This window comes from Kitasatospora sp. NPDC042419, from assembly GCF_056437345.1.
On sequence record NZ_JBWKAW010000041.1, the window covers coordinates 1 to 18,161 of the forward strand.

Sequence of the window (18,161 nt, forward strand, 5' to 3'; positions counted from 1 at the left end):
GCTTTCACACCGGCCCTCCGGGCGCTTCGTTCTTTCGTGTTTCCAGCTTACCAGATGTTTTCCGCTCCGTTTTCCGGAGTTTCATTCATCCGATTCCCACTGGGGGATTTCCTTCGACTTCGCTCCGAAGCTTATCAAAGCTTTCGGTGTGCTCAGTTCCGGGATTTACCTTGTCGGAGAGGATGCGCATTCATGAAACGCGCTCACCTCGACTCGGCGGTGTCGTAGACACTAACGCCTGTCCCCGACTGGTGTCCAGTCGGTCGCAACCGTTCAAACCTACTAGCCCAGCCCGACCACGTCAATGGTTTAGCTGAGATGCGAGAAGACTAGCAGGTCAGGAGCCTGCTGATCACATCGACTCAGGCGGCGACCGGCTGAAGGTCCGCCCGGTCGGCCTCCTCCAGATCGCCGGTTTCTCCCGTCGCCGCGGCCTTTCGTCCCAACACCAGCGCGTAGAAGAGGAAAGCGACCTCTGCCAGCACGCCGATCGCGATCCGTGCCCAGGTGGGCAGGCCGGAGGGGGTGACGAAAGCTTCCAGGACGCCCGACACGGCGAGGACGGTCGCGAGGCCCATGGCCATGCCGATGATGGACCGGCCCTGTTCTGCCAGGGCGGTCGCGCGGGTGCGCGGGCCGGGATCGACGATCGTCCAGCCGAGACGCAGACCCAGGCCACCGGCGACGAAGACCGCGGTCAGCTCCAGCAGGCCGTGCGGGATGAGCAGGCCGAGGAAGATGTCCAGCCGACCGGCGGACGCCATCAGGCCGACGCCCAGACCGAGGTTGAGGACGTTGCTCCAGAGCACCATCACCACCGGGACACCGAGCGCGACGCCGTAGAGCAGGCACTGCACGGCGATCCAGGCGTTGTTCGTCCAGACCTGGGCGGCGAAGGAGCTGGCGGGGCGGTCCGAGTAGTAGGCCTCGTAGTCGCCACCGGGCCTGGTCATCTCACGGATCTGGTCCGGGGTGGCCAGGCTGTTCCGGACCTCGGGGTGGCCGGCCACCCACCAGGCGACCAGTGCGGTCGCGAGCATGGAGAGGATCGCGACCGGCAGCCACCAGCGGCGTGAGCGGTAGAGCGCGGCCGGGAAACCCACGGTGTAGTAGCGGGCGACGTCCCGCCAGCCACTGGTCCGGCTGCCCGTGACCGAGTCGCGGGCCCGTGAGACCAGGCTGGTGAGCCGGCCTTCGAGGGTGGGGTCGGGCGCCGCGGCCTGGACCTTGGCGAGGTGGCCGGTGGCGCGCTGGTACAGGTGGACCAGCTCGTCCGCCTCCTCCCCGGTGAGGCGCCGCCGCCTGGCGAGGGCGTCCAGCCGGGCCCACTCCCCCTGGTGGGTGGCGACGAAGACGTCCAGGTCCATTCGGCGGCTCCATGGTCGGCGCGGGGGCGGGCAGGTCGGACAGGTGCGCCCAGCATGCCAGGGCACGGGTGCGCGCGGGCGTCCGGGACCTCCCTTCCCGACCGGGTCCGAGGCCCCGTATGTTGACGACTGCGGAACACGGGATCGTGGGGGCCGATCCGACGGATCCCCTTCTCCCCACGGATCGCGGACCACGAACCACCGACGGGAACGGACGGGTGTCTTGAGCGACCTGGTGACGGGCGAGGCGGTCGTCCTCGGCCTGCGCGCGGCGAAGCTTCCGAGCCGGGCGCTGGCCGTCGCACTGGACCTCGCCCTGCAGACCGCCGGACTGGTGGTGGTGTCGCTGGTCCTGAGCCTGACCCTCGTCGACATCGACGGCGCGGCGGTCGCCGCGGTGACGCTCGGGCTGATGGTGTTCTTCCTGGTGGCCCTGCCGGTCATGGTCGAGACCCTGACCCGCGGGCGCTCGCTCGGAAAGGCCGCGTTCGGGCTCCGGGTGGTGCGCAGCGACGGCGGGCCGGTGCGGTTCCGGCACTCGCTGGTCCGCGGACTGGTCGGCTTCCTGGAGATCATCGTGCTCTTCGGCGTACCGGCCGTGATCTGCTCGATGGTGTCCTCGGAGGGCAAGCGGCTGGGCGACGTCTTCGCGGGGACGCTGGTGATCCGCGAACGCGTACCCGGCAGCGGTGGTGCCGCCACGGCGCTGCCGCCGGTGCACCCGCAGCTGCTGCAGGCGATCGGCGGCGACCTGGTCGCGCTGGACCTCTCCGCCGTGCCGGAGCCGCTCTGGCTGGCCGTCCGCCAGTTGCTCGGGCGGGTCGGCGAGCTGGACCCGGCGGTGGCCCACCAGATGTCGGCCAGGCTCGCGGACGACCTGACCGCCCGCACCGGCCATCCGGTCCCGTACGGCGTGCATCCGGCGGCGTACCTCGGCGCGGTACTGACCGAGCGCCAGCGCCGTGAGTGGGACCGGGCGCAGGGGCACGCGTTCCAGCAGAGCCGACAGCAGGCACAGCACCAGGCGCAGGCCGCCCAGGCGCAGCCGCACCAGTCCTACCCGCAGCCGACGGCCCCCGCCGCGCCTGCCGCGCCCGCCGCCTCCGCGGCGCCGGAGCCCGCTCCGAAGCCGGCCCCCGGCACCGGCTTCGCCCCGCCCGCCTGAGCCCGCGCGCACCCCGCCCGCGCAGTCGCCCCCGCCCGGACGGACCTTCCGAGAAGCGGTCCGCCCCAGAACGCCCCAGAACGCTCCGGGACGCTCCCGGACTCCCCCGACCTCAGCCGCCCAGGCCCTCGCCGTACCCGAACTCGGCCGGCCAGGCGTTCGGCGGCGACTCCAACTCCTCCAGCTCGATCCCGCCCGCGGCCAGCACCACGTCCCCCGCCAGGTGCACCACCTGCTGCTCGCCCGTCTCCAGGTCCGCCACCTGGTACCGCTCGACCAGCAGCGGTCCCGAGTCGGTCGCGTGCGTGTCCACTCCCTCCAGCAGCCACCCCTGGTCGAAGGTGCGCGGCGCCAGCACCGGTTCGGTGAACGCGACCAGCCGTACCCGGGTGCTCGCCCCTTCCCGCAGCCGCAGCAGCCGGGCGGTGGCGACCAGGAACGCCGGCGAGCGCCCGGCGAAGCCGTGCGCCCGGTCGTGTCCCTCCGCCGCCTGCTCGCCGGCCGGGTCGTCCGCGTCGGCCCGCACCCAGGCGACCCCGTCGACGGCGCCGCCCCGCACCTGCCAGCCACCCGCCCGCAGTTCCATCCGCAGCGGCCGGGCCCGCGAGTCCAGCGTCAGGTCCACCGTGCCGAGGACGCGGCCGTCCGGCGCGTAGGTCTTGGAGACGTACCGCCAGCCGGCCGGGCCGGGCGCGCAGCTGAAGCGCTCCTCACCGAGCAGCAGGTGGTCATGGGTGTCGTGGAGCGAGTACCGGCCGTTGGGCATGCCCGAAAGCCTACGTCCGGCCCCGACCGGGCGTTCTCCCCCGTCCCGCCGCCTCCACCGCTCCCTGCTCCCTGCTCCCCACCCCGCCCCCGCGGCCGGGACGACTTCGAACAGCCGTGCAACCTCCCGCGGCGGCGCCGCATCAGGGAGGTGGACGCCGCGACCGTGGCGCCGCCGGAAGGGAGCAACCATCCATGGCGAAGCAGACCCGCGACGCCGAGTTCACGGAGTTCGTCGCGGCCAGGGCGCCGTGGCTCCGCAAGGTGGCCTACCTGCTCTGCGGGGACTGGCACCGCGCGGACGACCTGGTCCAGGAGTCGATCACCAAGCTGTACGTGCGCTGGGGCCGGCTCTCCGGCGTGGAGAACCTGGACGGCTACGCCCGGACGGTGCTGCTGAACACGTTCCTCGCCGAGCAGCGCTCCCCGTGGTGGCGGTGGACCGCCCGCCGCGGCACCGAGACGGTGCCGGAGGCCGCCGTCGCCGTGCCGGACGTGGACACCTCGGTCGACCTCCGCCGCGCGCTGGCCGCGCTGCCGCCCCGGCAGCGGGCCACGGTGGTGCTCCGCTACTACTGCGACCTGACGGTCGAGCAGACCGCCGCCGCGCTGGAGTGCTCCACGGGCAACGTCAAGAGCCAGTCCTCCCGGGGCCTCGACGCACTACGCCGCGCCCTCGACGTGTGGCAGCGCCGCGAGGACTTCCGCGAACTCCGCGAACTCCGGCTCCCGGTACCGGCAGAAGCAGAAGGGATCTCGCGATGACCGACCTCACCCACCGAAGCGACCTCACCCACCGAAGCGGCCAGACGGACCCGCTCCACACCGAAGGCGACGAGAGCCGCCTGGTCGCGGGGCTCGCCCGGCTGGCCGACTCCCCCGCGCCCGCCGGGCGCCCGGACACCGCCTCGGCGATCCGCGCCGGCCGGACCCGGCTGCGCCGCCGCCGGGCCGGGGTGCTCGGCGCGGTGACCGCGGTGGTCCTCGGCGCGTCGGTGGTCGGCGCGGCGCTGCCGTTCGGGAACCCGGACCCCCCGGACGCCACCACGTCGCGGCTCGCCGGCGGGGTGCCCGACCTCCCGCGGTTCGGTCCGGACACCGGCCGCGACCCGATGGTGGTGGACGCCGCCTACGGCTGGCTGCCCGCCGGCTTCGACCAGTACACGTACATCTCCGGCCCGCTCACCGCGCCGTGGAAGCTGAGCATCAAGGCGATCGGTCCGAGGCTGAACACCGAGAACCCCAACCGCAAGCTGATCTTCCTGGACGTCTTCGCGCCCGGCGAGGTGCCGCCCCTCGACACCACGGTGCAGGACGTCCAGTGGCACCTGGTCGCCACCGCGCCGGTGAACGGGCAGCCGGCGTACTGGCGCGGCACCGGGCCGGACAAGCCGACCGCGCTCGGCGGCCAGCGCATCCTCCGGTTCCGGACGGCCGACGGGCGCTGGGCCGAACTGACCGCGGCCTACATGGACACCGATCGCGTGGAGGAGCTGCTGCCCCTGATCGCCGCGGGCGTCCGGACCGGCCGGCAGGCCGCCGCCATGCCGTTCACCATCAAGGGCGTCCCCTCGGACGCCGTCCCGGACGGCGCGGTCTTCGACGTCGGTGTCGACCCCACCACGGGCTACCCGTGGGAGGCCTCCGTCAGCTACAAGCTGGGGAACGGGTACGTCAACGTCGTCGCCCGTCCCGACGTCGAGGTCGACCCGGCGTACAAACTGCCCCCGCGCCCTCCGGGCGAACCCGAGGTGCCCCGGGCCTGCAAGACCGAGCAGGGGTTGTACGTGTGCGCGATGTCCGACCTCGGCGACGCCCCGTTCGCCTCGGTCGGCGGCCTCCAGGGCTGGCTGGACCGCGTCACCGCACTGGGCACCGACCCGACCGGCTGGACCACCGACGTCGTCGTCCCCTGACCTCGCCCCTGACCGCACCCCCGGTCGCGCACCTGGACGGTCGCGCAGACGGTCACGCACCCCTGAAACGCCGGTGGCCGGCACCCCCGCGAAGGGGTGCCGGCCACCGGCGTGCTTCGACCGACCGCGCGCCAGCGGATCAGTAGCGGTACTGCTCCGGCTTGTACGGGCCGTCGACCGCGACGCCGATGTAGTCGGCCTGCTCCTGGCTGAGGGTGGTGAGCTTCACGCCCAGCGCGTCGAGGTGCAGGCGGGCGACCTTCTCGTCCAGGTGCTTCGGCAGCACGTAGACGCCGATCGGGTACTGCTCGGTCTTCGTGAACAGCTCGATCTGGGCGATCGTCTGGTTGGCGAAGGAGTTGGACATCACGAAGGACGGGTGGCCGGTCGCGTTGCCCAGGTTCAGCAGGCGGCCCTCGGAGAGGACGATGATGGTGCGGCCGTCGGCCTTGCGCCACTCGTGGACCTGCGGCTTGACCTCGGTCTTCACGACGCCCGGGAGCTTCGCGAGGCCGGCCATGTCGATCTCGTTGTCGAAGTGGCCGATGTTGCCCACGATGGCCTGGTGCTTCATCCGGGCCATGTGGGAGGCCATGATGATGTCCTTGTTGCCGGTCGTGGTGATGAAGATGTCGGCGGTCTCGACGACCTCGTCCAGGGTGGTGACCTGGTAGCCGTCCATCGCCGCCTGCAGCGCGCAGATCGGGTCGATCTCGGTGACGATGACCCGGGCGCCCTGGCCGCGCAGCGACTCCGCACAGCCCTTGCCCACGTCGCCGTAGCCGGCGACGACGGCGACCTTGCCGCCGATCAGGACGTCGGTGGCACGGTTGATGCCGTCGATCAGCGAGTGGCGGCAGCCGTACTTGTTGTCGAACTTCGACTTGGTGACCGAGTCGTTGACGTTGATGGCCGGGAACAGCAGCTTGCCGTCGCGGTGCATCTCGTACAGGCGGTGGACGCCGGTGGTGGTCTCCTCGGTGACGCCCTTGATGGTGGCGGCGACCTCGGTCCACTTGTTCGGGGTGTCCTTGAGCGTGCGGTTGAGCAGCTCCAGGATGATCCGGAACTCGTCGTTGTCCGCGGTGGACGGGTCCGGAGCGGCGCCCGCCTTCTCGAACTCGACGCCCTTGTGGATCAGCAGGGTGGCGTCGCCGCCGTCGTCCAGGATCATGTTCGGGGTCTGGCCGTTCGGCCAGGTGAGCGCCTGCTCGGTGCACCACCAGTACTCGTCCAGGGTCTCGCCCTTCCAGGCGAAGACCGGCACGCCCTGCGGGTTCTCCGGGGTGCCCTCCGGGCCGACCGCGATGGCGGCGGCGGCGTGGTCCTGGGTGGAGAAGATGTTGCAGGAGCACCAGCGGACGTCGGCGCCGAGCGCGGTGAGGGTCTCGATCAGGACGGCGGTCTGCACGGTCATGTGCAGCGAGCCGGTGATCCGGGCGCCGGCCAGCGGCTGGGTGGCGGCGTACTCGGCGCGGATCGCCATCAGGCCGGGCATCTCGTGCTCGGCCAGCTGGATCTCCTTGCGGCCGAACGGCGCCAGGGAAAGGTCGGCGACCTTGAAGTCACCGGTGATGTCGGTCGACATGCGTCTGCTCCTCGCTGATGGGGTGGGGCATGGCCAAGGTCCTCGGGGTGCGTCACAGCGCGGCGGGCCGCACGGGTACGCGGCGACGCCGGGACGGCCGCGGTCCGGGGCGGACCGGTGCCCTGCTGCTCGCACAAACCGTCGGAGGACCTCTGTCCCTCGACCGGCGCGCGCCCTCGCGGGCACGGGCGCCGATCGACCGCCATCAGCAGCGACGTTCTGGCTCTGAGGACGAATCTACACCGGAGGCCCCGGGCGGCGGCCCGGTACGACCGTTTTTCGGCCTCGCCCGGGACGGCGCGCACGCCCTCGCACACGCCCGCGCACGACACCCCGAGCGGGCGCGCGCGGTCAGTACGCGGTCAGTGCGCGGCGTCCGGCGCCGGCCCGCCGGGCGTGGCGTACGGGTCGTCGCCCTGGGCCTCCTTCTCCGCGCTGAAGATGTCCGGCTCCAGGTAGATCACCCGGGCGATCTTCACGGCGCGGCGGACGCGCGCCTCGGCGGCGTCGATGGCCTCGGCGACCTCGGTGGCGGTGGAGTCGGCGGGGACCGCGATCTTGGCTGCGACCAGCAGCTCCTCCGGGCCGAGGTGCATCGTCCGCATGTGGATCACCCGGGTGACGGAGTCGTGGTCGACCAGCGCGTCGCGGATCTCGGCCACCACCTCGGGGTGGGCGGACTCGCCGATCAGCAGCGACCTGGTCTCCACCGCCAGCACGAGCGCGATGGCGATCAGCAGCACGCCGATCGACAGCGTGCCGATGCCGTCCCAGACCGCGTCGCCGGTGATCACGGTCAGGCCGACGCCGAACAGCGCCAGCACCAGACCGATCAGGGCGCCGGTGTCCTCCAGCAGCACGACCGGCAGCTCGGGGGCCTTGGCCCGGCGGATGTACGCGGTCCAGCCGTGGCCGCCCTTGTCCTTGACGGCCTCGCGGTACGCGGTGAAGAAGGACCAGGCCTCCAGCCCGATCGCGAAGACCAGCACGCCGACCGGCCAGTACCAGTTGTGCAGCTCGTGCGGGTGGGCGATCTTCTCGTAGCCCTCGTAGATCGCGAACATGCCGCCGACACTGAACAGCACGATCGAGACCAGGAACGCGTAGATGTACCGCTCGCGGCCGTAGCCGAACGGGTGCTCCTGGGTGGCCGCGCGCTGCGAGCGCTTGCCGCCGACCAGCAGCAGCACCTGGTTGCCGGAGTCGGCGATCGAGTGGACGCCCTCCGCGAGCATCGACGAGGAGCCCGAGAACGCGAAGGCGACGAACTTGCTCACCGCAATGCCCAGGTTCGCGGACAACGCCGCGACGAGTGCCTTGGTACCGCCTTCGGTGCTCATGCTCGGGAAGGTCCCTCCGTCGGGGGCCGTCCACGCAGCCCGCGCCCAGTCGTTGTCGAGCGCATACGGTACCGGGCCCGCCCGGCCGTGTTCAGGACTGCGCCGCGAGCCCGAGGTAGACGGCGGCGAAGTCGGTGAGCGCGACCAGGTCGGCCAGCGCGTGCAGCGGGTCGGCCCGGCGGCTGGCGTACTCGGTCAGCCGGACGTCGTGGGCGGCGGCGAGCCGGTGCGCCCGGGAGGCGCCGAAGCTGCGCGGGCCCTCGTCGTCGGCCGGGACCTCGGCCGGACCGCCGTCCGGCTCACCGGGCGCGACCGGGGCGGCGGGGGGCCGCTCGCCGGGGATGTGCCGCAGCAGCAGGACCTGGAGGTGCAGCGGGTCCGGCTCCTCGACGCGGTCGCGGAAGAAGTCGTCCGGATCGGCGCCCGCGCCGAGTTGGCCGGTGAACATGCCGCGGTGCGCGGTGAGCACCTGCGGCAGCAGCCCGGCGAGGGCCGGTCGGCCGGCCCGGTCGGCGAGCTGGGCGGCGAACCGGCCCGCGGCCGCACCGGCCACCGGGCCCTCGGCCCAGAGCAGCGGCACCGTCCCGGCCAGCCGGGCGGCCAGCCCCTTGGCCGGATTGGTGTACGCGGCGGCGTCGGGGCGGCAGCGGACGGCGGTCTCGTCCAGCAGGTCGGCGGTGGCCGCCAGCGCGTCGTACGGCAGCTGGGTGATGCCGAGCTTCTGGCTGAGCGCCAGCAGCGGGGTCAGGTGGGCCCAGAGCGCGGCCGGGTCCTCGGCGGGCAGGTCGGGCTCGGCGCCGTGCGCGGCCGCGGACGGGGGGCCGTCGTCCGACGGGTCGACCGACGGGCCGGCCGGCACGAAGGGCAGCGGCAGGGCGCGGACCTGGAGCGCGGCCTCGGCGAGCGGGCTGCCCTCGGGCGCGGTGACGACGATGGCGCAGCCGCGCGCGTACGCCTGCTCGGCGAGGGAGACCAGGCCCTGCTCGTTGCCGTCGCCGGAGCTGACCACCAGCAGGTCGAGCGGGCCGGCCCAGCCGGGGAGCTGCCACGCCAGGCCGGTGGTGAAGACGGGCGGCGCGGTGGCCCGGTCGGTGCGCGGGACGGGCGCGGCGTCGGTGGGCGGCAGCGGGGTGACCAGGCTGGCGGTGCCGGCCAGGGCGGCGAGCATCTCGGCGGCGGTCAGGGCGCTGCCGTGCCCGGCGACCAGGACGGCGCGCGGGCGGCCGTCCGGGCGGAGCCGGTCGACTCCGGCGGCTTCGGCGAGCCGCAGTGCGGTGCGGACCCGGGCGCCGGAGCCGGCGAGGGCCAGCAGGGCGCGGTCGTGGTCGGCGCGCTGGAGGGCGGCCGGGTCGTCGAGCAGGGTGTCGTCGAGCATGCGGCGGGCCTCCGGCTGCTGGCTGGGCGCTGAGGGCTGCTGGCTGAGGGGGCGCGGCACGGTCGTACCGCGCGGAGATCGGGGCGTGCGGATGGTGCGGGTCGGGCGGGGCGTGCGGGTCGGGCGGGTACTGCGGGGCGTGCGGGTCGGGCGCAGTGGCGCCCGCCCCCAAGGATCACGCCGGGCGGCGGGCCTCGTCCACCAGCAGGACCGGAATGCCGTCCCGGACCGGGTAGGCCAGGCCGCAGCTCTCGCCGGTGCAGACCAGCTCCGGCTGCTCCTCGGTGCCGCCCTCGGTGAGCGCGGACCGGCACTGCGGGCAGACCAGGATCTCCAGCAGGAAGGATTCGAGCTTCATGGGGTTCGGGCTCCAGTTCAAAGGGGTGGCACGGCGGTGCCCCGGCCGAGAGGAAACCCTACCGGCCGGGGCACGACGGGTGTGCGTCAGGCGCGGACGAGCGCGAGGACGCCGTCGCGCAGCTCGGCCATCCTCGCCGGGTCCTTCGCCTCGACGTTCAGGCGCAGCAGCGGCTCGGTGTTGGAGGCACGCAGGTTGAACCACCAGTCCGGGCCGGCCACGGTGAGGCCGTCCAGTTCGTCGACGCCGGCGTCCTCCAGGCCGGCGTAGGCGGCGCGGACGGCGGCGGTCCGGTCGGCCTGGTCGGCGACGGTGCTGTTGATCTCGCCGGAGGCGGCGTACCGGTCGTACTCGGCGGTGAGTGCGGAGAGGGTGCCGTCCTGCCCGCCGAGGGCGGCAAGCACGTGCAGTGCGGCGAGCATGCCGGTGTCGGCGCGCCAGAAGTCGCGGAAGTAGTAGTGCGCGGAGTGCTCGCCGCCGAAGACCGCGTCGGTGACGGCCATCTCCTGCTTGATGAAGGAGTGGCCGACCCGGGTGCGGACCGGCTTGCCGCCGAGCTCGCGGACCACCTCGGGGACGGTCCACGAGGTGATCAGGTTGTGGATGACGGTCGGCTCGTCCTCGCCGGCGGCGCGGGCGCGGGCGATCTCGCGGGCGGCGACCAGCGCGGTGATGGCGGACGGGGAGACCGGCTCGCCGCGCTCGTCGACGACGAAGCAGCGGTCGGCGTCGCCGTCGAAGGCGAGCCCGAGGTCGGCGCCGGTCTCGCGGACCTTGGCCTGGAGGTCGACCAGGTTCTTCGGGTCGAGCGGGTTGGCCTCGTGGTTGGGGAAGGTGCCGTCCAGCTCGAAGTACATCGGGACGAGCTCGATCGGCAGGCCGTCGAAGACGGTCGGGACGGTGTGGCCGCCCATGCCGTTGCCCGCGTCGACGGCGACCTTGAGCGGACGGATCGCGGTGAGGTCGACCAGGCCGAGCAGGTGGTCGGCGTAGCCGCGCAGGGTGTCCTGCTCGGAGAGGGCGCCGCGCTCGACGTCCCTGGCCGGCACGGTGACGGTGTCGTCGGCGGCGGTCCAGGACTCGACCAACTCGCGGATCTCGGAGAGGCCGGTGTCCTGGCCGACCGGGGCGGCGCCGGCCCGGCAGAGCTTGATGCCGTTGTACTGGGCCGGGTTGTGGCTGGCGGTGAACATCGCGCCGGGCAGGTCGAGCGAGCCGCTGGCGTAGTACAGCTGGTCGGTGGAGCAGAGGCCGATCAGGACGACGTCGGCGCCGTAGCCGGCCGCGCCGTCGGCGAAGGCCAGGCTGAGCGACGGGGAGGAGGGTCGCATGTCGTGGCCGACCACGATCGCGGTCGCCCCGGTGACCTGCACGAACGCGGCGCCGAAGGCCCGGGCGAGGCTCTCGTCCCACTGGTCCGGGACGACGCCTCGGACGTCGTACGCCTTCACGAGCTGCTTGAGGTCGCGCACTGCGGCTCCACCCTGGTTCTCTGTCTGATCGACGGGTCGGTCGACGGGCTGGTCGCCCACGGTCACGATACGTCCGGGCCCGGCGGCGGCCGGTACCCGGTCAGGGGGCAGCGTACCGGGGCCGGTGGCGGCGTCCGTGCGAGGCGGGGTGGGGGCCCGGATGTCAGTTGTCGGGCGAGCGGAGCACCCGGAGGTGGCCGCGGCGGCCGCCCTCGGTGGAATCGCCCTCGGGGCCGCGGCCCTGACGGGGGGTCTGCGGGCGGGCGGCCTCGCGGACGGCGTTGGCGAGCGCTTCGAGGTCGTCGCTGCTGCGGCGGAGCGGGCCGGCCTCGGCGACCAGCCGGACCACCTCCCAGCCGCGCGGGGCGGTGAGGCGCTCGGCGTGCTCGGCGCACAGGTCGTAGCAGTGCGGCTCGGCGTAGGTCGCGAGCGGGCCGAGGACGGCGGTGGAGTCCGCGTAGACGTACGTCAGCGTCGCGACGGCCGGCCGGCCGCACGCGGTCCGCGAACAACGACGTACAGAGCTCACGAGGGTGGACGGTACAGCACTCCCCGCCGGGGAGCGAAGACCGCCTGCCCGGAGGGCGTCCCGTGTCGCGGTCCGCGCGCCCGTGCGTGCACCCGCCGCCCCGGGCGATTAGGTGCGGGGGTGGTCCACTTCCGACCGTCCAAGGACTACCCTCGGCAGTGATATGGACAGCTCCGCACCGCAGTCATCGACGGGTCCTTCGCGCCGCCCCCGGCACCGTGACCGGCACGGCAGGGGTCTGCGCGGCCCGCTGGCGCCCCCGCAGGTACCGATCTCGCTCACCCGCTCCGAGTTGTTCGACGACTATGTGCGCGAATCGGTGGAGCGGCTTGAACGGCGTTGGCCGCAGTTGATCGAAGTCGAGTTCGCCGTCCAGGAGGTGCCGCTGCACGAGCCGGACGGCTCGGCCGACCCGGACGGCGGGGTGCCGCTGGGCCGGGTGTCGCCGGGCCGGCAGGGGCGGAAGAGTCAGATCGTGGTGTACCGGCGGCCGGTGGAGATCCGGGCGAAGTCGCGGGAGGACCGCGCGGCGCTGGTGCACGAGATCCTGATCGAGCAGGTGGCGGAGCTGCTGGGGCTCTCGCCGGACGCCATCGACCCGCGCTACGACGAGGACTGACGGGCCCTGGCCCGACGCGCAGGGGGCGGTACCCGAACCGGGTACCGCCCCCTGCGCCGTCCTCCCGGCTCAGCGCAGGACCACGCCCGGGTCCTGGGCCGCCTTCGGGACCTGCACGCTGCTGCGGTCGTCGCGGAGCGCCTGGATGGTGAACATCGGCACGTCCTTGGTGGTGATCGCGAGCATCCGGGCGGCGGTGACCGGTCCGCCGGAGACGGTCTGCACGGTGAGCGCGTAGGAGCCGTTCAGCCCGGTGGGCTCGGGCGCCGGGATGGCGACCGTGCCGCCGGCCGGCAGTTCGACGTCCTTGGTGGCGGGGGTGCCGCCGCCGGTGCCCGCCGAGGCGGTGACCCGGACGGTGGCGGCCTCGCCGGTGGAGGTGAGGAAGAGCGTGGAGGCGCCGCCGCCGCGGTTGTCGGCCACGGTGGCGCGGGCGCCGACCGGCGCGGCGCCGCTCAGCCAGGCCGCGTCGGACTTGCCGTTGGCCGCGGCACGGTCGATCCGCAGGCTCGCCACCACCTTGGTGGGGTGCTTGTCGTCGGTGGGCGACAGGCGCAGGCCCGCCACCTCGTCGCGGGTGATCCTGCCGAGGTCGACGGCGGCCACCGTGCCGGCCTTGACGTGGATGGACTCGTTGCCGGCCGGGGTGAACCAGCCGTTCTTGCCGGAGAGCTCGATCTTCAGGTCGGCGTCGTCCTCCGGCGGGGCCCACACCACCAGCCGGGCGGCCGTGGTGTCGGCGGGCAGTCCGGGGATCACCTGGGTGGGGGCCGGGCCGGCGGAGGCCGGCACCCAGTCGGCGCCCTTGGAGCCGTCGGCGGCGTGCAGGGCGGCGCCGACCCGGCCGCTGCGGGCGACCACCTGCACGGCGAGGTCGGCGACCTGGCCCTTGCTGATCGTGGGCAGCAGCACCGACTGCGAGCTGCCGGGGGCGACGGTGATGCCGTTGGCGGCGTCGTTCTCGATCAGGCCCTTGTCGCCGTAGAGCTTGAGGTCGACCACGGCGGCGGTGGGCTCGGTGTTGACCAGGCTGATGTAGTCGGTGCGGTCCCCGGCCGTGGAGGCGCCGGCGAACCAGAAGCTGGTGCCGGACGGCGTGCAGGTGAGGCCGGACAGGCCGAGGCCGCGCTGCTCGGTGACCGTGGTGGTCTGGGTGACGGTGAAGCCGGGGGCGAGCGCGCCGGTGGCGACGGCCCCGGTGCCCGGGGCGGTGTCGCCGTTGGCGGCCGGGGCGGTCACCGGGGTGCCTGGCTTGGCCAGGGTGAGCCGGGCGTCGGCGGGCGCGGCGTTCTTGTCGACGGCGGGCGCGGGGGTGCCGGCCCCGGTCGGCGCCGGGGTGGCCGGGGCCGCGGACGGCGCGGCGACCGGCGGGGCCGCGGGCGCCGCCGCGTCGGAGATCCAGCCGGTGCCGCCAGCGGCCTCCCCGGCGCCCGGCGGGGTGTAGGCGGTGAGCGTGGTGGCGCCGGTGAGGCTCTGGATCGGCTGCGGGCAGACCGCGGAGGTCCGCTCGACCTGCGCCGAGGCGGCGCCGGCCGCGGTGGTGGTCGGGGCGGCCGGCGGGCGGAGCTCGGCGATCCCGTACACCGCCGCCAGCACCACGGCGGCGGCCAGCAGCGACCGGGTGGTCCGCGCCGCGCCGGAGCCCTTCGGGGCGGCGCCGGACGCCGGCGCTGCCCCCTCGGCCTGCGGGTCGGACTTCTTCTTGAACGCGGGCTTCTTCATCGCGGGTCAGCTCCCCGATCCGTGGTGGTGCGGGTAGCGGCCCGGCCCGTGCGGATCGTTCGGGTCGTGCGGACCGTTCGGGTCGTAGTAGGGCTCGGCCTGCGGCTGCCCCGGCACCCACGGCTGCTGGTCGGCCTGCTGGTACTGGTCGTAGCCGTACGTCGGGTCCTGCGGGTCCTGCTGCTGGTACGGGTCGTAGCCCGTGTCCTGCGGGTAGGCCTGCGGCTGGTAGCCGCCGTCCTGCCCGTACCCCGCCCCGCCGCCGTACGGCGCGGCCACCGGCTGCTGCGCGGTGTAGGGGTCGTAGCTGTACGGGTCGGCCTGCTGGTAGGCCTGGTACGGGTCGGCGTACGGCTCGGCCTCCTGGGCGGCGGCGGCCGCCTGGACCGCGCCGACCGGCTGCTCGCCGGCGGCCTGGGCCGGGATCGCGCCCGGCCGGCCCTCGTACACGCCGCCCTCCGGGTCGCCGTTCTCCGGGCCCTCGCCCTCGGCGCCCTCGCCGCGCTCGGCCATCCGGCGGGCCCGGCGGCTGCCGGGGGCGGGGGCCTGCGCCTGGGCGGCGGCGGCGAGTGCGGCGGCGGCGACCACGTCCTCGGGCAGGTCGTCGTCCTTGTGGCTGCGACGGCCGGGAAGGGCCAGCACCAGGACGGTCAGGCCGAGCAGCAGCTGGGCCCAGATCCAGCCGGTGTGCAGCAGGCTGCCCTCCCGGGTGACGGCCAGCTTGCCGCCGGCCGCCGGGAGCTTGAAGCCCTGCGCCCAGCCGTCGACGGTGGTCGCCTCCAGGGCGGTGCCGTCCAGGGTGGCCTGCCACTCGGGGCCGGCGGCCTCCGCGAGGCGGAGCACCCGGCCCTCGGGGCCGGCCGGGACGGTGGTGGCGAGGTCGCGCTCGCCGGACGGGACCACGACCGGGACGGTGCCCGGGGCGGTGATCAGGGCGCGGGTCGCCGGGGTGCCGTCGACCTGCCAGAGCGCGGCGCCGCCGTCCTGGTTGGCCTTGACCAGGCCGGGAGTGGTGTCGAGGACGTCCTTGAAGGCGCCGATCAGCGGCTGGTCGACCAGCACGTAGGCGATGCCGTAGCGGGAGAGCGCGTCGGCCTGGTCGGCGCCGGAGCCGGCCAGCAGGCTGCCGACCGTCCGGTCCAGGCCCGCGGTGGTGCCGGTGGCCGGGTCGACGGTGGACTCGGCCTGGCCGAGCGTCAGCCCGGCGCCGCGGACCACCGTGTAGCTGACCGAGCCGCCCTTGGAATCGCCGGTGACGACCAGGGTGCGGGAGCGGTCGGTGGTGCCGGCCTGCTCCGCGATGAAGGCGGGCACCTGGGCCGGGCGGGCCCGGTGCAGCGGTCCGTCGGCGCCGGTGAGCGCCCACCAGAGGCCGGTGCCGAGCGGCGCGAGCACCGCGGCCGCCACCACCAGGGCGGCGACCGGCTGGCGCCAGCCGAAGGCGATGCCGGCCACGCGGGCGTTGGCGCCGTCGGCGCCGATCGCGGCGGCGGCGAGCAGGGCGATGCCGGCCAGCAGGGTGGCCGGGCCGGACCAGGCGGGCACGTCCGGGCCGCCGGAGGCGGGGGTGACCGAGGTGCCGGCCACCGCGACCGCGAAGACCAGCCCGGCCCCGGCGGCGCCCCAGGCGGCGAGCACCGCGCGGCGGCGGTCGGCCCGCAGGAGGGCGGCCAGCGCGGCGAGCACCACGCCGGCGGAGAGCCAGACCGGCGGCACCCCGGCACCGCCCGGGTTCACCATGAGCAGGCCGGCCGCGGACGGGCCGGCGCCGTGCAGACCGGGCAGGCCGGCCTCCAGCAGCAGCCACCGGGGGTGCGACAGCACCTGGAACGACCAGGGGGCGAGCACCGCCACCGGCACCGCGAGGATCACCAGGACGCGCAGGCCGAGCAGGCGCAGCGCGGCGGCGCCGGAGCCGAAGGCGCCGCCCCGGATCACCGCGACGACCAGCATGGCCAGGCAGAGCGGGACGGCCAGGGCCCAGGCCAGCGGGACGAAGGCGGTGGCCAGGGTGAGCAGCAGGACGGTCATCCAGACCGGGCGCCAGCCGGGCCGGGCGCCCTTGGCGGCGCTCTCGGCGCGGATGCCGAGGCCGGCGCCGATCGCGGCGGCGCGGGCCAGCGGCGGCAGCAGCACGGCGAGGACGGCGGTGCCGATCCGGCCCTGGGCGAGCGCGCCGGTGGCGGCGGGCAGCAGCGCGTAGGTGGCGCTGGCCCAGGCGCGGACCAGCTTGGAGTCGATCAGCGGCCGGGACACCAGGTAGGCGCTGACCGCGGAGAGCGGGACGGCGAGGACGACCAGCAGGGTGACCGCGAGGTCGGCGTGGTCGAAGAGCAGCCAGGAGAGGACCGACAGCACCCCGAGGTAGGGCGGTGCGGCGGCGGTGGAGCCGGTGCCGACCGGGTGCCAGGCGTCGGCGTACATCGCCCAGAGGCCGGCGGCGCCGTCGGTGGCGGGCAGCAGGGCGCCGCCGAACAGGTGGCCGCCGCCGAACAGGTCGCGGCAGGCGACCAGGGCGAACACCAGCAGGGCGGCGAACAGCACCGGCGCGGGGCGCCGTGCCAGTTTCTTGACCAGGGTGAACTGCTCGACGACCAGGTCCTCGGCGTCCTCGTCACCGGGGCCGGCCTCGACGGAGCCGTGCCGGCCGGCTCCGGAGTCGTCCCCGCCCCCTATGCCGAGCGAGCCGATCGCGCCCTCGACCGCGAGCCGGGCGGTGGCGCCCGGCGCGGGGAAGAGCGTCCGGTCGTCCAGTGCGTCGGCGGCGCGGGCGCGCGCCCGGCGCTTGCGGGCGGCCAGCAGGCGGGGGAAGCGGATCAGTTCGTGGCCGAGGCCGGCCAGTTCGTCGAAGGCCTGCTTCGGGTCCTTGCCGAGCAGGTTGGCGACCACCCGCAGCACGGTGCCGAGCACCAGCCGCAGCAGGACGTAGGGGAAGAGCAGGCCCCGGGAGTTGGCGAGCAGCGTGTAGACGGCGCCGGCCTTGTCCATCCGGTGCGGGTGGGCGGGGCCGCAGTCGATGGCGCGGCGCTCGCGGCTGGCGGCCTCGGCGTGCCGCAGCACGGCGTCGGGGGCGACCACGACGCGGTGGCCGGCGGCGTTGACGCGCCAGCAGAAGTCGGCGTCGTCGCGCATCAGCGGCAGGGCCCGGTCGAAACCGCCGAGCTCCTCGAAGACGTCTCGGCGCACCAGCATGCCGGCGGAGGAGACGGCGAGCACCGGGCGGACCTGGTCGTGCTGGCCCTGGTCCTGCTCGCGGCGGTCGAGTCCGGTCCAGCGGCGGCCGGAGCGGGCGATGCTGACGCCGACCTCCAGCAGCTGGCGGCGGTCGTACCAGCTGCGCAGCTTGGGGCCGACCACGGCGGCGCTGGGGGTGGAGTCGGCGACCTGGAGGAGGCGGCGCAGCGCGTCGGTCTGCGGCTCGCAGTCGTCGTGCAGCAGCCAGAGCCATTCGATCGGCTGGGTCTCCCTGGGGCCGCCGCGGCCGAGGTCGTCGTCCTGGCCGAGCGGGTCGCCGAAGTCGTCCCAGCCGCCGGTGACCGGGTCGTAGCCGGAGGGGTCGAGGCGGTAGGGCAGGTCCTCGGGCCGCAGCGGCGGGCTGTTGAAGACGGCCTCGGCGACGGCGGTGCCGAAGCCGGCACGGCGGCCGAGGACGATCGGGCCGCTCTCCGGGAGCCAGTCGGCGAGGGTGTCGGCGAGCAGTCGCGGAGAGTCGTCGGTGGAGCCGGTGTCGACGGCGAGGACGCGCTGGACCTGGCGGTCCTGGCCGAGCAGGCCGGCGAGGGCCTGGGGCAGCCAGCGGGCGCCGTCGTGCGAGACGATCACGGCGGTGACCAGGTGGCGCGGATAGGCGGGCGGCCTGCTGGCGGAGAGTCCGCTCTGGTGGCTGTAGACGGTCATCGAGTGCGCGGGCCCCAGTTCTCGGTGGACACAGCCGGTGAACGGCAA

General features: G+C 74.4%; 14 protein-coding genes. 4 read left to right on the forward strand and 10 right to left on the reverse strand.

Going from position 1 to position 18,161, the window contains the following annotated elements:
* Positions 1-362: 362 nt before the first annotated feature.
* Positions 363-1,367, reverse strand: coding sequence for a stage II sporulation protein M (locus AC067J_RS39995; RefSeq protein ID WP_478307721.1), 1,005 nt, complete (start codon positions 1,365-1,367; stop codon positions 363-365).
* A 223-nt stretch (positions 1,368-1,590) separates the two neighbouring features.
* On the opposite strand from AC067J_RS39995, the gene AC067J_RS40000 reads away from it, so the two are divergent.
* On the forward strand, positions 1,591-2,532 hold the full coding sequence (locus AC067J_RS40000; RefSeq protein ID WP_478307722.1) for an RDD family protein: 942 nt from the start codon (positions 1,591-1,593) through the stop codon (positions 2,530-2,532).
* A gap of 112 nt (positions 2,533-2,644) precedes the next feature.
* On the opposite strand, the gene AC067J_RS40005 is transcribed toward AC067J_RS40000, so the two are convergent.
* Positions 2,645-3,298 (reverse strand): hypothetical protein, encoded by a 654-nt coding sequence (locus tag AC067J_RS40005; protein WP_478307723.1) that lies wholly within the window; start codon positions 3,296-3,298, stop codon positions 2,645-2,647.
* Between the two features lie 194 nt (positions 3,299-3,492).
* Between AC067J_RS40005 and AC067J_RS40010 the strand changes: the two genes are divergently transcribed.
* Both AC067J_RS40010 and AC067J_RS40015 read left to right on the forward strand, forming a co-directional pair.
* Positions 3,493-4,062 (forward strand): SigE family RNA polymerase sigma factor, encoded by a 570-nt coding sequence (locus AC067J_RS40010; RefSeq protein WP_478307724.1) that lies wholly within the window; start codon positions 3,493-3,495, stop codon positions 4,060-4,062.
* Positions 4,059-5,213 (forward strand): hypothetical protein, encoded by a 1,155-nt coding sequence (locus tag AC067J_RS40015; RefSeq protein ID WP_478307725.1) that lies wholly within the window; start codon positions 4,059-4,061, stop codon positions 5,211-5,213. Before AC067J_RS40010 ends, AC067J_RS40015 begins: the two co-directional genes overlap by 4 nt.
* Positions 5,214-5,352: 139 nt before the next feature.
* On the opposite strand, the gene ahcY is transcribed toward AC067J_RS40015, so the two are convergent.
* The 6 genes from ahcY to AC067J_RS40045 form a co-directional block, all read right to left on the reverse strand.
* The gene (gene ahcY, locus AC067J_RS40020; RefSeq protein WP_478307726.1) at positions 5,353-6,801 is read right to left on the reverse strand and encodes an adenosylhomocysteinase; all 1,449 of its coding nucleotides are present in this window, start codon (positions 6,799-6,801) and stop codon (positions 5,353-5,355) included.
* A 362-nt stretch (positions 6,802-7,163) separates the two neighbouring features.
* Positions 7,164-8,141, reverse strand: coding sequence for a cation diffusion facilitator family transporter (locus tag AC067J_RS40025; RefSeq protein WP_478307727.1), 978 nt, complete (start codon positions 8,139-8,141; stop codon positions 7,164-7,166).
* A 91-nt stretch (positions 8,142-8,232) separates the two neighbouring features.
* Entirely contained in the window at positions 8,233-9,516 is a 1,284-nt protein-coding gene (locus AC067J_RS40030; RefSeq protein ID WP_478307728.1) for an SIS domain-containing protein, read from the reverse strand.
* A gap of 175 nt (positions 9,517-9,691) precedes the next feature.
* Complete coding sequence (locus AC067J_RS40035) at positions 9,692-9,874, reverse strand: Trm112 family protein (protein WP_478307729.1); 183 nt, start codon at positions 9,872-9,874, stop codon at positions 9,692-9,694.
* A gap of 86 nt (positions 9,875-9,960) precedes the next feature.
* Complete coding sequence (locus AC067J_RS40040; protein WP_478307730.1) at positions 9,961-11,346, reverse strand: phosphomannomutase/phosphoglucomutase; 1,386 nt, start codon at positions 11,344-11,346, stop codon at positions 9,961-9,963.
* A gap of 163 nt (positions 11,347-11,509) precedes the next feature.
* On the reverse strand, positions 11,510-11,875 hold the full coding sequence (locus AC067J_RS40045) for a DUF3499 domain-containing protein (protein WP_376151580.1): 366 nt from the start codon (positions 11,873-11,875) through the stop codon (positions 11,510-11,512).
* A 163-nt stretch (positions 11,876-12,038) separates the two neighbouring features.
* Between AC067J_RS40045 and AC067J_RS40050 the strand changes: the two genes are divergently transcribed.
* On the forward strand, positions 12,039-12,494 hold the full coding sequence (locus AC067J_RS40050; RefSeq protein WP_327677475.1) for a metallopeptidase family protein: 456 nt from the start codon (positions 12,039-12,041) through the stop codon (positions 12,492-12,494).
* 69 nt (positions 12,495-12,563) lie between these two features.
* On the opposite strand, the gene AC067J_RS40055 is transcribed toward AC067J_RS40050, so the two are convergent.
* Entirely contained in the window at positions 12,564-14,216 is a 1,653-nt protein-coding gene (locus tag AC067J_RS40055; protein ID WP_478307731.1) for a DUF5719 family protein, read from the reverse strand.
* Positions 14,217-14,222: 6 nt separating this feature from the next.
* Entirely contained in the window at positions 14,223-18,113 is a 3,891-nt protein-coding gene (locus tag AC067J_RS40060; RefSeq protein ID WP_478307732.1) for a glycosyltransferase, read from the reverse strand.
* Positions 18,114-18,161 lie beyond the last annotated feature (48 nt).

Bases quoted from the DNA above. Each gene is read 5' to 3' on its own strand.
- AC067J_RS39995 (WP_478307721.1), bottom strand. From the start codon at position 1,367: ATGGACCTGGACGTCTTCGTCGCCACCCACCAGGGGGAGTGGGCCCGG.
- AC067J_RS40005 (WP_478307723.1), bottom strand. From the start codon at position 3,298: ATGCCCAACGGCCGGTACTCGCTCCACGACACCCATGACCACCTGCTG.
- AC067J_RS40010 (WP_478307724.1), top strand. From the start codon at position 3,493: ATGGCGAAGCAGACCCGCGACGCCGAGTTCACGGAGTTCGTCGCGGCC.
- AC067J_RS40015 (WP_478307725.1), top strand. From the start codon at position 4,059: ATGACCGACCTCACCCACCGAAGCGACCTCACCCACCGAAGCGGCCAG.
- ahcY (WP_478307726.1), bottom strand. From the start codon at position 6,801: ATGTCGACCGACATCACCGGTGACTTCAAGGTCGCCGACCTTTCCCTG.
- AC067J_RS40025 (WP_478307727.1), bottom strand. From the start codon at position 8,141: ATGAGCACCGAAGGCGGTACCAAGGCACTCGTCGCGGCGTTGTCCGCG.
- AC067J_RS40030 (WP_478307728.1), bottom strand. From the start codon at position 9,516: ATGCTCGACGACACCCTGCTCGACGACCCGGCCGCCCTCCAGCGCGCC.
- AC067J_RS40035 (WP_478307729.1), bottom strand. From the start codon at position 9,874: ATGAAGCTCGAATCCTTCCTGCTGGAGATCCTGGTCTGCCCGCAGTGC.
- AC067J_RS40050 (WP_327677475.1), top strand. From the start codon at position 12,039: ATGGACAGCTCCGCACCGCAGTCATCGACGGGTCCTTCGCGCCGCCCC.
- AC067J_RS40055 (WP_478307731.1), bottom strand. From the start codon at position 14,216: ATGAAGAAGCCCGCGTTCAAGAAGAAGTCCGACCCGCAGGCCGAGGGG.
- AC067J_RS40060 (WP_478307732.1), bottom strand. From the start codon at position 18,113: ATGACCGTCTACAGCCACCAGAGCGGACTCTCCGCCAGCAGGCCGCCC.